Source organism: Aquirufa salirivi, from assembly GCF_045310485.1.
In the GTDB taxonomy this organism is placed as follows: Bacteria; Bacteroidota; Bacteroidia; order Cytophagales; family Spirosomataceae; genus Aquirufa; species Aquirufa salirivi.
Map to the genome: position 1 here is coordinate 95,945 of NZ_JBEWZH010000003.1, position 14,416 is coordinate 110,360.

Sequence of the window (14,416 nt, forward strand, 5' to 3'; positions counted from 1 at the left end):
TGAAATATTTTAAAGTATGAAAACTATAAAACTGCAAAAATGTCAGACTCACGCATGATTAAATAATCCTTACCGTCGATCGTAATCTCTGTTCCAGAATATTTACCATACAATACCGAGTCACCTACATTAACAGTGATAGGCTCATCTTTTTTGCCATTTCCTACGGCAACAATGGTGCCTTTTTGAGGTTTCTCTTTGGCAGTATCAGGAATAATGATACCAAAAGCAGTTTTTTCTTCAGCTTGAGCAGGCTCAACAACAACCCGATCTGCTAAGGGCTTGATACTTAATTTTGACATAATAATATAGATTTTAAGTTATTAACATATAAAAAGTCCTTATCAACTAAGGACTTTCCATTTATCAGCATGATGTGTGCCAAAAAAATTATGCTGCAAAATTGTCAGTAATTTGACAACTCTTGTCAGTTTGACTATTTAGCTGGTGCAGCTGGGCTAGGAGCAGGGGCTGCGGGCAATGTTTTACCTGCGGCTCTCTCTACATTCACAGATTGTGCAGCATCTGTTGTTCCAGAAGAAAGTGTGAAATTAGTTAATAAGACTAATACCAAAATACAAATGGAAAAACCCCAAGTTAGTTGTTCTACTAAGTCACCTGTTTTTTGTACTCCAAACATTTGAGTAGCACCTGCTGAAGAAAACTCTCCACTAATACCACCACCTTTAGGATTTTGTACCAAAATCAAGATGATTAAAAGAGCAGAAAAAAGAACTATAAGGGAAATTAATACGGTGAACATCGTTTATTTAAATTAATTTATGTTTCAATTCGGAAATTCGAGTTGCAAAGTAAATGCTTTTTTCAGGTTTAATCAAACTTAATTTTTCATACATCTCGATTGCTCTTTCATATTTCTCTTGTCTCTCAAGTATTTTAGCGAAAGTTTCAGAAATGGGACTTGCATTTCTTAGTTCGGCTAAGTCTATAACATCTAAGTCTTCTTCTACAACATGTTTTTTAGGACGAGCAATACTAGGTAAGTTTTGTAAAAAATCGTCAATCACTTGCAATTGCTCTTTGACATCTGGAATCGCTGTTTTTATACTCTCAGTATCTATAAATGGCATGGAAACGTTTTCTATGTCACAAATTGATTCAAAATAATGTTTTCTTGAAGAGGACATTAAAGCAATCCTCTTTTGGAGATTGGGATTGAACTTCTCATTCCAAAACAACAAATAAAAATAAGGATATACTTCTTTATCTCCATCAAAGGAATGTTGAAGACTCAAATTACTTCGATCTATTTTATGTAAAAGAAACCATAAATCTTGTGCCTTATTTTCCATGAACTACCAATCTCCAGCAATTTTATTAAATAAATCTAAGATTATTTGATCAACTAATTTAGGAATCAATGTTTTCTCTACTTGATTCAATGTTTGATTTTGAGGAAAATCTTGATAAAAAGAAAATTCTTGATCGAAATTCTTATTCTCATCGAGTCGATTTGTTAATCTAAATTGAATTCGCAAAGTCAATCGATTCAGACCTGCCTTATCATCTGAAGTAGGAGCTTGTGGGCTTAGTTCATAACCAACAATCGTCCCTTCTAGCAGTAAATCAGGTGCTTGGGTAGTCAATTTCAAAGAAGTATTTCTTTGAAAATATTCTTTTAATCGCTCATTTACATCCAAACTTAGATTAGCAGGTCCGCCAGCTGTTTCCATACGGATGTTGCTGATTTGAATCGTTTTTAGCTCAGGTGATAAACTAGCTCCTTTGAAACTATAACATCCACTGAAAAGTGTCAATATACCAATAAGTACAGCCAGCCTAGGCAATATCTTCCAAATCATATTGTTTAATTTTTCGATATAAAGTTCTTTCTGATATTCCTAAATCTTTCGCAGCGTATTTACGCTTATTTCTGTTCTTCTTTAATGCTCGGATGATAATTTCTTTTTCTTGTTTTTCAAGTGACAAAGTGACATCCTGCACTTGAGCACTCACATCTTCAAAATTGACATCTTCTTCCATATTGGAATTAGAAATCGGATGAATTTCAATAGGATTAGGACTAACTTCCACGGCACTAGGGGTAGAGGGAAGTGTTAAATTCTTCTGTAAATCAGAGAATTCAGGCTTAATGTCTTCGAAAATCGACATGTTGTTTGAAATAATATCATAGGCATTGGTATTCCCTGACTCAATGACTTTCAATAATATTTTCTTTAACTCTGTCACATCTCGCTTTAAATCAAACAAGATTTTATACAAAATTTCTCTCTCATTTAGTCCCTCAGGACTTGTGAAAAAGTCACCCTTAATGACAGATGAATTAATCTTAGGTTCATTGAATTCCAAATAGTATTGAAGCTTGACGTCATCAACAATGCGATCTCCTACTTCCAACACAGAAATTTGCTCGGCTAAATTTTTTAATTGTCGAATATTTCCCGGAAATCGTTGTTTCTGTAACAAGTCTTTAGCCTCACGGGTCAACATAATGGGTTTTACCCGATGTAATTCAGAAAAATCAGTAGTGAATTTTCTGAAAAGCAGTTCAATATCATCACCACGTTCTCTCAGAGGTGGCACATATATAGGTACCGTACAAAGTCGGTAGTACAAATCTTCTCTAAATTTTCCAGAGGATATGGCATCTTGGAGATTAACATTAGTTGCTGCAACGACACGTGTATTCGTCCTTTGTACTTTGGAAGAGCCTACTCGATAGAACTCCCCATTCTCTAATACACGTAAAAGCCTGGCTTGAGTTCCTAGTGGCATTTCAGCTATTTCATCTAAAAAGATTGTACCGCCGTCTGTAACTTCAAAATACCCCTTACGTGCTTCTATTGCCCCTGTAAATGAGCCTTTTTCATGACCGAATAGTTCGGAATCAATGGTTCCCTCAGGAATAGCACCACAGTTCACAGCAATGAATTGACCATGTTTTCTTTTGGATAAAGAGTGAATAATTTTAGAAAAAGATTCTTTCCCAGATCCACTTTCTCCTGTAATTAGCACAGTCATATCCGTTGGGGCAACTTGCTCCGCAACTGAAATGGCACGCAATAAGGCAGAAGAGTTTCCTATAATTCCAAAGCGAGCTTTGATGGCATTTAGATGACTTGATTCCATATTAATTGATTAATTCACCTAATAAAGTTCCTGAAGTACAATGAGTAATTTTCACATCCACAAATTCCCCTTTCATTTCCTCTTTTTTAGGAAAAACGACCACCTTATTGTTATCTGTTCTCCCAAAATGATGGGCAGAAGATTTCTTAGAATCTCCTTCTACCAATACGCATTGAACGCTACCTATCATAAGTTGATTTCGGTAGGCAGAATGAATTCTTTGTAAATCGATGATTTCTTGAAGTCTTCTTTTCTTAACTTCTTCCGGAATATCATCGCTTAATTTCTTTTCCGCAGGTGTACCTGGTCTTTCTGAATAGGAAAACATGTAACCAAAATCATACTTAACCTCTTCTAATAGACTCAATGAATCCTGATGTTCCTCTTCCGTTTCTGAACAAAATCCAGCAATTAAATCATGAGATATACCACATGATTCGCCTAATATATTTCGAATCGATTGAATTCGCTCCAAATACCATTCACGGGTATAAGTCCGATTCATTAAATCCAAAATACGGTCATTACCACTTTGAGCAGGTAAATGTATATTCTTACAAATATTACCATAGGCTGCCATGGTATGCAGTACTTCGTTGGTAATATCCTTGGGATGTGATGTTGAGAACCTGACACGAAGTTCTGCATTCAATTGAGCTACACTTTCTAATAATTGAGCAAAATTGACCGATTGTTTCGTTTCTGGATTTTGCCAATGATAGGAGTCTACATTTTGACCCAATAGAGTTACTTCACGATATCCAGATTCAAATAGATAGGTACATTCTTTTAAAATCGAATCAAGATCTCTGGATCTTTCTCTTCCTCGAGTATAAGGTACCACACAAAAAGAACACATATTATTACAGCCACGCATGATACTGACAAGTGCTGTAACACCATTAGTATGCATACGCACCGGTTCAATATTGCCATAGGTTTCCTCGCGTGACAGAAAGACATTAACAGCCTTGTTTCCATCTTCAACTTCTTCCAATAAACGGGGTAAATCACGATAAGCATCTGGTCCAGCTACCAAATCCACTATTTTTTCCTCTTCTAATAATTGATTCTTTAAGCGCTCAGCCATACAACCTAAAATACCTATCGTAATGTGAGGATTTTTAGCTTTAAGGGGCTTGAAACTCTGCAAACGGTGGCGAATTTTTTGTTCAGCGTTTTCACGAATAGCACAAGTATTTAATAAAATGGTATCAGCTTCTTGAATATTGGATGTGGTAGAATAACCTTGTTCCATTAAAATGGAAGTCACCACTTCCGAATCAGCAAAATTCATTTGACAGCCATAGCTCTCTAAATAAATCTTTTTCGAATAATCTGTTTGATTTTGGCTGGGTGAAATTCTTGGTTCATCCAATCCTTTTATCTCCTCTGGTGAGAGTACTTTTAAATCTTGCATGAATTAAAAATTGAATTAATGCACAAATTTATGACATTTTGTCAGACAATGACTATTGAATCTTACCAGAATTTAAAATAATTACTTGATCAGATTGATGAGTAAGTGCTTCATTGTGGGTAACCATAATGATTCTTTGATTCCAATCTTGCTTAAGTTCCAAGAATAAGTTATATAAATTTTCAGCATTATTTTTATCTAAATTGCCTGTAGGTTCATCAGCCAAAAGAATACTTGGACGATTAATCAGAGCGCGTGCTACAGCCACCCGCTGTTGTTCGCCGCCAGAAATTTGACCCGGGTATTTTTTGAGGATATCTTTTATGCCAAGTTTGTTTACTATTTTATCAAAAAACGCATCATCATCTAAATTTAGCTTAGCACCACGTATATACAGAGGAAATTTGATATTCTCTTCACAAGTAAATTCACCCAAAAGATGATGAAATTGGAATACGAAACCCATTTTACTATTTCTAAAAAAACTCTGTTCTTGTTCATTCAAACTAGAATAAGCGATTCCATCCAAGTAGATTTCACCCGAATTGTAGTTTGTTAATAAACCGATGATTTGCAATAGGGTACTTTTTCCTGAACCAGAAGGTCCCAAAATGGAGATCAACTCATTGTTTTTAATACTAAATGATATGTTGTCCAGAATTAATTGAGTCCCATAGGATTTGGAAATATTTTTTAATTCTAACATTTTTTTGTCTTTTTTTTAGAAAATACGATTGATACAATAAGATTTTAAAAGTTTGGCAAATAAATAGTAATTTCACGAAATAAAAATTTTGATAAATGAATATTCACGAATACCAAGCAAAAGAAATTTTAAAAAGTTACGGGGTAAGGATTCAGGAGGGTATTGTTGTTGACAAGTTAGAAGACGCTACTTCGGCAGCTGAAGCTTTAAAGGCACAAACTGGCACAGGTTGGTTCGTGGTGAAAGCTCAGATTCATGCAGGTGGACGTGGAAAAGGGGGAGGTGTAAAACTTGCCAAGAACATGGATGAGCTAAATGAGCGCGTTTCTCAAATATTGGGAATGCAATTAATTACGCATCAGACTGGTCCAGAAGGTAAAAAAGTAAATAAAGTTTTAATTAGTGAGGATGTTTATTATCCTGGCGATTCAGAACCGAAAGAATACTATTTATCGATATTATTAGATCGCGGTCGTGCTTGCAATGTCATCATGGCATCTACGGAAGGTGGAATGGATATTGAAGAAGTAGCCGAGCATAGCCCTGAAAAGATTATTAAAGAGTGGATTGATCCACGTGTTGGATTGCAAGATTTCCAAGCACGTAAAATTGCTTTCATGTTAGGCCTAAGTGGTCAAGCTTTGAAAGAGATGGTCAAGTTTATTCAATCTTTATATAAAGCTTATGTGGAAACGGATTCTTCCATGTTTGAAATCAACCCGGTATTAAAGACTTCAGATGATAAAATTTTAGCAGTTGATGCTAAAGTAAATTTAGATGATAACGCTTTATACCGTCACAAAGACTTAGCTGTTTTACGTGATATTTCCGAAGAAGATCCTTTAGAAGTAGAAGCATCAGAAAATGATTTGAACTACGTTAAATTAGATGGTAATGTGGGTTGTATGGTTAATGGAGCTGGTTTAGCGATGGCAACCATGGATATTATTAAATTATCAGGTGGTGAACCCGCTAACTTCCTTGACGTAGGGGGTGGAGCAAATGCCAAAACAGTAGAAGCTGGTTTCCGTATCATTTTACAAGATCCAAACGTAAAGGCTATTTTGATCAACATCTTTGGTGGTATTGTTCGTTGTGACCGAGTTGCTAATGGAGTTGTAGAAGCTTACAAAAACATTGGTGAGATTAAGGTGCCAATTATTGTACGTTTACAGGGTACCAATGCAGAAGAAGGAGCAGCCATTATTAATAATTCTGGTTTAAAAGTATTCTCTGCTGTCTTGTTAAAAGATGCAGCTAAATTGGTTTCAGAAGTATTGAAATAATATCTCATGAAAATTATCTGTGTAGGAAGAAATTATGTAGATCATATCAAGGAGTTGTCTAATGAGAAACCTAAGGATCCAGTAATTTTTTTAAAGCCAGACACGGCATTGTTAGATCAAAACTCGGATTTTTACTATCCGAGTTTTTCTCAAGATGTCCACCATGAAATCGAATTAGTATTCCGTATTTCAAAAGTGGGTAAGCATATTGAATCTAAATTTGCCCATAAATACATTGATGGAATAGGTTTAGGTATTGACTTCACCGCTCGTGATTTACAAGCTAAGCTGAAAGAGAAAGGGCTACCTTGGGAAAAATCGAAAGCTTTCAATGGTTCAGCATTTGTATCAAACATACGGCCATTAAAAGAAGGTGAATTAGAACAATCCATACCTTTTTATCTTGAAATTAACGGAAAAAAGGTACAATCAGGTGAGAGTAATCTGATGATTTGGAATATCAGTGAGTTGATCGCCGATATTTCACAATATTTTACCTTGAAAACAGGTGATTATATTTTCACAGGAACACCCGCTGGGGTAGGACCGGTCAAAATTGGCGACAAATTGAGTGGTTTTCTGTATGAAGAAAAATTGTTTGATTTAAACATCTCTTAATATGAGTTTACAAATTGGTGAATCAGCTCCTGCTTTTAGCATGTCAGATTCAGATGGTAATTTGGTTGATTTAGCCTCGCTAAAAGGAACAAAAGTAGTATTGTACTTTTATCCGAAAGATGATACGCCTGGTTGTACTGCACAAGCTTGTAACCTGAATGAAAATTTAGATTATTTGACTGCAAAAGGATACCGTGTAGTAGGTGTTAGTGTAGATTCAAATGCTGCTCATACCAAGTTCAAGAAAAAGTATCAATTAAATTTTTCTCTTTTAGCGGATACTGAACATGAATTAGTCCATAAATATGGTGTTTGGGTAGAGAAATCCATGTACGGAAAATCTTACATGGGAACCGCTCGTACGACATTTTTAATTGACGAAAACGGAATTATAACAGATATTATAGCTAAAGTGGATACTAAAAATCATAGTTCTCAGATCCACTAATTTATTTTTATGCAAACACAAGAATTAAAAAATGTAGCTAGCCAGGTACGAAGAGATATTCTTCGTCAGGTTCATGCTTGTCAATCAGGACACCCTGGAGGATCTTTAGGTTGTACTGACTTATTAGTGGGATTGTATTTTAATTCCATGAAATTAGCCCAAGATGCTGAGGGTAAGGTCATTTTCAATATGTCTGGAGCCAATGAGGATGTTTTCTATTTATCAAATGGACATATTTCTCCGCTTTTGTATAGCATATTAGCTCGAAGAGGTTATTTTCCAGTTCAGGAATTGGCTACTTTTAGACAATTGAATTCTCGCTTACAAGGTCACCCGACACCCCATGAGCATTTAGAAGGTATTCGTATCGCTTCAGGTTCATTAGGACAGGGTTTGAGCGTGTCGATTGGTACCGCTCAAGCAAAGAAATTATCGAATGACCCTTCTACCGTTTATTGTTTAATGGGAGATGGAGAACAAAATGAAGGTCAGGTTTGGGAGGCAGCAATGTATGCTCCGCATCATCAAGTGGATAATTTAATAGCCTTTATTGATGAAAATGGTCAACAAATCGATGGTCCTACGGAGAAGGTAATGAGTAATCGTGATTTAGAAGCTAAGTACAAGGCTTTTGGATGGAACGTATTGCGCATGGATGGAAATAACATGGAAGAGGTTGTGACTACTTTAGGCCATGCTAAATCATTATTGGGCAAAGGTTCGCCTATCATGATCATCATGAAATCTGAAATGGGAGCAGGAGTAGATTTCATGATGGGAAGTCATAAGTGGCACGGCGTGGCACCTAACGACCAGCAATTAGCTGATGCATTAGCACAATTAAACGAAACTTTAGGCGACTATTAATAATTTACAATGAAGTTTACTTACGAAACAAAAAAAGATACTCGTTCAGGCTTTGGTGCAGGAATGGAATATTTGAGTCAAAACAATCCTAAGGTTGTGGCCTTATGTGCTGATTTAATTGGCTCCTTAAAATTAGAAGCTTTTATTAAAAACAGTCCTGAGCGATTTTTCCAGACAGGTATTGCTGAAGCCAACATGATCGGTATTTCTGCTGGATTAGCCATTGGGGGTTATATTCCTTTTGCAACTACTTTTGCTAATTTTGGTACAGGTCGTGTATATGACCAAATACGTCAGTCGGTAGCTTATTCTGGCAAAAATGTGAAAATTTGCTGTTCACATGCTGGATTAACCTTAGGAGAAGATGGTGCAACTCACCAAATTTTGGAGGATATCGGTTTAATGAAAATGCTTCCCGGCATGGTAGTAATTAATCCTTGTGATTACAACCAAACCAAAGCAGCTACTATTGCCATTGCTGACTATGAAGGTCCTGTTTATTTACGATTCGGTCGTCCAGTAGTTCCAGTATTTACCCCAGAAAATCAAAAATTTGAAATTGGTAAAGCCATTCATCTTATTGAAGGATCGGATGTAACCATTTTAGCCACAGGACATTTGGTATGGGAAGCAATTCAAGCTGCTGAAATTCTAGAAGAGAAAGGAATCAAAGCAGATGTATTAAATATTCACACCATTAAACCATTAGATACAGCTGCAATTTTAGCTTCTATATCTAAGACGAGGTGTGTTGTTACCGCCGAAGAACATCAATTAAATGGAGGTTTAGGGGATTCTGTGGCTCAGTTTTTATCACAAAATCGTCCGACTATTCAAGAATTTGTAGGTGTAAACGATTCATTCGGTGAATCAGGAAAGCCTGCCGACTTGATGGAAAAATACGGTTTAAATGCCGCAGCTATTGTTGAGAAATCATTGAAAGCTATCGCTAGAAAATAAATTAAAAAGGATAACCAATTCCTATATTAAATTCAATTGGGTTTTCCCCATCACTAAATGAAGTTTTGGAGAGAACCCATTTTTCATTCATCGGTTTGGATGGATTTATGACTTTGGTTGCTAAATCTAAACGCAACAAGAAAAAAGAAAAGTCCCATCGTAAACCAAATCCCGTACCGACAGCTATTTGATTGTAGAAATTATCAAAGGTAAAATAACCATCCTTTTCACCTTTGGAATTCGCGAAAGTCCAGATATTTCCTGCATCAATGAAAAAGGCTCCATGCATAGTTCCAAATAATTGAAACATTCGAAAACGATATTCTACAGAAGACTCTAATAAAATGCTTCCGGGTTGTTCGATCAAATTACTAATGGAATTGTATGCTCCAGGACCTAAACGACGTGGTTTCCATGCTCGTAAGCTACTTGGCCCACCTATGAAGAAATTCTTCTCATAGGGCAACTGAAAATCATTTTCTTCACCATATGCGTAAGCTAAGCCTCCAATGAATTTAAAAGCTAACTGGGATTTCCTTTTTAGACCCAACATTTTGAATTTTCTATAATCAAAATTGAATCGCAGGAAGCGATAAAACTGAATATTTTGATTACTACCTAACATATTTTCAATAAAAGCAATTTTCTTAGATCCAATTAGGTTTAAAGTACTCCCCCCAGACTCTAAGCCTATTTGAAATGTTTCACCAGCTTGTAATTCATTACTGGGCAAAAAACTTCGATAAGCATAGGTAAAATGAATGCTCGAAACAAAACTTGGGTTAAAACTTCGGTATAGGTTATTGCCTTGTAAACGTAATTCTTCTAAATAGCTTTTAAATGCTGTTGCGGTGGATGTCTCAGGGTAATTGGTGTTTAAAATATTTAAATCAACCAAAGAAAATTGAAATGTTTTTAAGGGAGATTTCCTCCATTGATATCGTTGAAATATCTTAAAATTTGTCCGTAAATATTCAGGTCGATTGATGTAGTCATAACCAAATCCAATTTGTGTTTGTGAGGCATATAATGCACCTAACTGCTGTTTGATATTGGCTGGCAAAAAAAGTTTAGGAAAATTGAGTGTCGTACTTAAATTGACTTCCAAGTTTTTTCTAGCCTGATCCGTATTAATAAATCCCGCTTGGGCCTCAAAACCAATTCTTGCAGAAAAATCCAAATAATCTAAACTTGAAAAAACACGACGAACTTTAAACGAATTAGTCAAAAATGGCCCAGGGATACCTCTAAAAACACTTCCTCCTAATTCCGAAGAGAAATTAAATTTTTCATTGGGGACTAATTCTACTTTTGGAAATACTCGGGTAGAGGATGTGTCAAATTTAATGGAAACGGATTTAAATTGATCAGAGGCATAAATATTTTGTAAACTTTGATTTAACTGATCAACAGAATATAAATCACCTTCTTTAAAGGTGACTAATTTGGAAAGAGCATTGGTATTTAGTACACCAATATTACTGGAGTCCGTATATTGATTATTGACAAAGCTAGCTCGTCCAAATCGAAATAAACGATCATACAAGCGGTTGGAATTAGTTTCTTTAAAATCGGGTATTTTGTAGATTATACCTACTCGCAATAAACTGGAATCTTGCAGATCATTAAGCTTTAACCCAATAGCATCATTTGAAAAATAGAAATAGCCTTGATTTTTCAAGTAATGACTAATGTTGTCCTTTTCCTTTTTCAACAAATCTAAATTCAATCTGTCGTTGTTGGAAATGATACTCTCTTTGGAATAATAGGTCTCAATTTTTTTCCCAAGTAATGGATTGTCAACAAGAAATGAATCCTTTTTAGAAAACGTGCTTACTGAGTTTTCTTCAATGTTGAAGCTAATATTAACAAGTTTACTTGATGTATTAATCGTATCAATCTGAAGGGATACCTTATTTTTCAAAAATCCATTGTTTCGATAATACTTGAAGATCGCCTCTTTGGTTACATCTAAATAAGGCTTATTTAAGCTAGGGTTGGGTGTACTAAACAATTGAATGAATGCCGGTGATTTACCTAAAGAATCTTTTACCTTTCTTTTTGCTTCAAAAAAACCGTAAACCCTTGGGGAAAATATTCTAGCATAGGATTCCTTTAAACCAGGTATATTTGTTCTTAGGTCTTCCTTCGATATCAATTTATTCCCTTGAATATCGATACGGTTTACTTTATACTCAGTAAATTTAAATTGACGATATCCCGTGCAGGAAAAAAACAAAGCCTGAGCTATTACTAAACCAACAAGTATATTTCTAGATTTCAAATGATGCTAACGAATAAACAAATAAAGTTAATTAATTCTCTACATTCTAAAAAAGGACGATCAGAGAACGAACTATTTTTGGTAGAAGGGGAGAAGGGTATTCAAGAAGTAATTGATTCAGATTTTGAAGTTGAGTTTTTAGTCATTAACGCGGATTTTCAAGAACTATTTTCTGGCATATCCATTCCAACCTATTTTGTTTCTAAGGAAGATATTACGAAACTCAGTACATTGACTATGAATCAATATGGTTTAGCTGTTGTTCATTGTAAAATTTCCAATTCTTTTAATCATTTAGATGATGTAGTGCTGGTATTGGATGGTGTCAGAGATCCAGGGAATTTAGGAACCATTATTCGCATATGTGATTGGTACGGTATTAAGCAAATCATGCTTTCCAATGACTGTACAGAATTCTATAATCCCAAAGTGATATCTGCCACGATGGGATCATTTAAACGTGTCGATTGTTTTTATACCGACTTGACGGCGTTCTTTCGAGCTAATCCTGAACATACTGTTCTTGGAGCTGATTTATCAGGTGAAAATCTACATCAATTTACTTTTCCAACCAAGGTGTTCATTGTCATGGGGAGTGAATCTCACGGGATTAGGCCTAATGTAAATGCTATGATACAACAAAGAATCACCATTCCTAGATTTGGGGCAGCGGAATCATTGAATGTAGCTATTTCAACAGGAATTATATTAGACCATGTGAGAAGAAATTAATCTTTCTCAGGGCTTAAGTAAAGCTCAATTAAGTAATGAGCTAAGTAAAGCAAAGGAGTAAATAGAATAGCGATAATAAACTTGTACAAGTAATTGTTGAAAGAAACATTCATCCATTGACCCAAACTCCAATTACCAAAGAAATAAAAGGCAATACCAATGACTAAAACACTATCAATTAATTGAGAAATCAACGTAGAACCTGTTGCTCTTAACCAAATATGTTTTTGGCCGGTCTTTGATTTTATTTTCTCAAAAACCATAGCATCCAACATTTGACTTACTAGGAAAGCGGTTAATGAACCCGTAATGATTCCTAGACCTTGTCTGAAAATTCGCGAAAAGGCATTATTGATATCAAAACTACCTGTATTATTTACTTGTAGCCAGAAATCAGCAGGAACAAGTAAGGTGGCCAAATAGATAATCAAAAAAGAATAGGCAATGAAAATAGCCGTGGTATAGGAAATAAAGCGAACTCCTTTTTTTCCAAAATAATCATTGATAATATCGGAGGTGATGAATACAATAGGCCAATTTAGCGCACCCGCGGTTTGATTAAAATCCCATATTTCTCCCCAAGGAGTAATTAATCCCAAAGGGGAGAAGCCTAAGGATTTTTCTATACTCACAATTTTTACTCCAATGATCTCTGCTATAATGGCATTCGTCAAAAAGATTCCAAAGAGGAAAATGAATAACTTTTGCTTGCGAGAAAATTGGTTAAATATCATCGTCTATAATTATCAAAATGCAAAGCAATTTTATCTAAAGCCAAAGATAATTGCTCTACATGCGGTAAAAAAACAATTCTAAAGTGATCTCTTTGTTTGAAATTGAACCCACGACCAGCCACAACAAGAATTTTCTGTTCCTCTAATAAGGACATGACAAAGTGTTCATCATCTTCAAAAGTGAATTTCCCTAAGTCGATTTTTGGAAATAGGTATAATGCTCCTTTGGGTTTGACACAACTCACTCCATCAATAGCATTTAACTTTTCATAAGCTAAATTCATTTGTTTGTATAACCTACCACCAGGCGCTACTAAATCATTGATGGATTGATATCCTCCTAATGCTGTTTGAATACCAAATTGGGTGATAACATTGGCACATAAACGTGTACTAAACAAAAAATTCAAGCCTTCAATATATGATTTGGCTTTATGTTTGGCTCCAGTCAAAATCATCCAACCACCTCTGAAACCAGCAGCACGGTAGTTTTTAGATAAACCGCCCATGGTAACAATCAAGATATCATCACATAATCCAGCGGCAGAAAAATGCTCATGTTGATCAAATAGAATCTTATCATATATTTCATCTGAAAATAAGATCAACTTATGTTTGGCAGCCAATTGGACTAATTTTCCCACTGTTTCTTTAGAATATACGGCTCCAGTAGGATTATTGGGGTTTATCATGACAATTGCACGGCATTTGTCTGTGATTTTGGCTTCCATATCTTCTAAATCTGGTTGCCAATCGCTTGACTCATCACATACATAATGTACGGAATTACCTCCGGCAAGACCCACTACTGTTGTCCATAAAGGATAATCAGGAGATGGAATCAATACTTCATCTTCAGGGTTCAAAAGAGCCATCATTACGAGAGATATTAACTCACTGACACCATTTCCAATATAGATATCTTCAATTACAATATTTTTTACCCCCTTATTTTGATAATACTGCATGACAGCCTTTCTGGCAGCAAATAAACCTCGGGAATCCGTGTAGCCTTGGGCATTCCGAATATTAACGATGATATCATGAACGATTTCATCTGGAGTCTCAAAACCAAATGCAGCAGGATTGCCGATATTTAACGAAGTGATTTTATAGCCTTGGTTCTGAAGAGCCAATGCTTTATCATAAACAGGTCCCCGAATTTCATACTTCAAATGCTCTAACCTGCTACTTTTTAATATATCCATTGAAAAAAAATAAGAATTGTAAAAATAGTAATTTACTTTTGA

16 protein-coding genes are annotated in these 14,416 nt (G+C 35.4%); 6 read left to right on the forward strand and 10 right to left on the reverse strand.

Annotation, left to right across the window (positions count from 1 at the left end; translation table 11 throughout):
• Window positions 1–23: 23 nt before the first annotated feature.
• From U0R11_RS04820 to U0R11_RS04850, 7 genes are all read right to left on the reverse strand, one after another.
• Complete coding sequence (locus U0R11_RS04820) at window positions 24–302, reverse strand: co-chaperone GroES (protein ID WP_109322939.1); 279 nt, start codon at window positions 300–302, stop codon at window positions 24–26.
• Window positions 303–436: 134 nt separating this feature from the next.
• A complete protein-coding gene (gene secG / locus U0R11_RS04825; RefSeq protein WP_406750173.1) occupies window positions 437–763 on the reverse strand; it encodes a preprotein translocase subunit SecG in 327 nt (108 codons plus the stop codon).
• A 7-nt stretch (window positions 764–770) separates the two neighbouring features.
• A complete protein-coding gene (locus tag U0R11_RS04830; RefSeq protein WP_406750175.1) occupies window positions 771–1,313 on the reverse strand; it encodes a hypothetical protein in 543 nt (180 codons plus the stop codon).
• A 3-nt stretch (window positions 1,314–1,316) separates the two neighbouring features.
• Window positions 1,317–1,823, reverse strand: coding sequence for an LptE family protein (locus U0R11_RS04835; RefSeq protein ID WP_406750177.1), 507 nt, complete (start codon window positions 1,821–1,823; stop codon window positions 1,317–1,319).
• Window positions 1,801–3,111: a sigma-54 interaction domain-containing protein gene (locus U0R11_RS04840; protein ID WP_406750179.1), complete on the reverse strand. Its 1,311-nt coding sequence runs from the start codon at window positions 3,109–3,111 to the stop codon at window positions 1,801–1,803. The genes U0R11_RS04835 and U0R11_RS04840 overlap by 23 nt, the downstream gene beginning before the upstream one ends.
• A 1-nt stretch (window position 3,112) precedes the next feature.
• Entirely contained in the window at window positions 3,113–4,531 is a 1,419-nt protein-coding gene (miaB, locus tag U0R11_RS04845; RefSeq protein ID WP_406750181.1) for a tRNA (N6-isopentenyl adenosine(37)-C2)-methylthiotransferase MiaB, read from the reverse strand.
• Window positions 4,532–4,583: 52 nt separating this feature from the next.
• Window positions 4,584–5,237, reverse strand: a complete 654-nt coding sequence (locus U0R11_RS04850) for an ABC transporter ATP-binding protein (protein WP_406750183.1) — start codon at window positions 5,235–5,237, stop codon at window positions 4,584–4,586.
• Between the two features lie 95 nt (window positions 5,238–5,332).
• On the opposite strand from U0R11_RS04850, the gene sucC reads away from it, so the two are divergent.
• The 5 genes from sucC to U0R11_RS04875 are packed head-to-tail and all read left to right on the forward strand — an operon-like array spanning window position 5,333 to window position 9,416.
• Window positions 5,333–6,523 (forward strand): ADP-forming succinate--CoA ligase subunit beta, encoded by a 1,191-nt coding sequence (gene sucC, locus U0R11_RS04855; protein ID WP_406750185.1) that lies wholly within the window; start codon window positions 5,333–5,335, stop codon window positions 6,521–6,523.
• A 6-nt stretch (window positions 6,524–6,529) separates the two neighbouring features.
• A complete protein-coding gene (locus tag U0R11_RS04860) occupies window positions 6,530–7,141 on the forward strand; it encodes a fumarylacetoacetate hydrolase family protein (protein ID WP_406750187.1) in 612 nt (203 codons plus the stop codon).
• Window position 7,142: 1 nt separating this feature from the next.
• Window positions 7,143–7,589, forward strand: a complete 447-nt coding sequence (bcp, locus tag U0R11_RS04865; RefSeq protein WP_406750189.1) for a thioredoxin-dependent thiol peroxidase — start codon at window positions 7,143–7,145, stop codon at window positions 7,587–7,589.
• Window positions 7,590–7,598: 9 nt separating this feature from the next.
• Window positions 7,599–8,456 (forward strand): transketolase, encoded by an 858-nt coding sequence (locus U0R11_RS04870; protein WP_406750190.1) that lies wholly within the window; start codon window positions 7,599–7,601, stop codon window positions 8,454–8,456.
• A 9-nt stretch (window positions 8,457–8,465) separates the two neighbouring features.
• Entirely contained in the window at window positions 8,466–9,416 is a 951-nt protein-coding gene (locus U0R11_RS04875; protein ID WP_406750192.1) for a transketolase family protein, read from the forward strand.
• Between the two features lies 1 nt (window position 9,417).
• On the opposite strand, the gene tamL is transcribed toward U0R11_RS04875, so the two are convergent.
• The gene (tamL, locus tag U0R11_RS04880) at window positions 9,418–11,700 is read right to left on the reverse strand and encodes a translocation and assembly module lipoprotein TamL (protein WP_406750194.1); all 2,283 of its coding nucleotides are present in this window, start codon (window positions 11,698–11,700) and stop codon (window positions 9,418–9,420) included.
• Window positions 11,701–11,703: 3 nt separating this feature from the next.
• Between tamL and U0R11_RS04885 the strand changes: the two genes are divergently transcribed.
• Entirely contained in the window at window positions 11,704–12,432 is a 729-nt protein-coding gene (locus U0R11_RS04885) for a TrmH family RNA methyltransferase (protein ID WP_406750195.1), read from the forward strand.
• On the opposite strand, the gene U0R11_RS04890 is transcribed toward U0R11_RS04885, so the two are convergent.
• Window positions 12,429–13,166, reverse strand: a complete 738-nt coding sequence (locus U0R11_RS04890; protein WP_406750197.1) for a queuosine precursor transporter — start codon at window positions 13,164–13,166, stop codon at window positions 12,429–12,431. The genes U0R11_RS04885 and U0R11_RS04890 overlap by 4 nt on opposite strands.
• Window positions 13,163–14,374, reverse strand: a complete 1,212-nt coding sequence (locus tag U0R11_RS04895; RefSeq protein ID WP_406750199.1) for a pyridoxal phosphate-dependent aminotransferase — start codon at window positions 14,372–14,374, stop codon at window positions 13,163–13,165. Before U0R11_RS04895 ends, U0R11_RS04890 begins: the two co-directional genes overlap by 4 nt.
• Window positions 14,375–14,416: the final 42 nt, after the last annotated feature.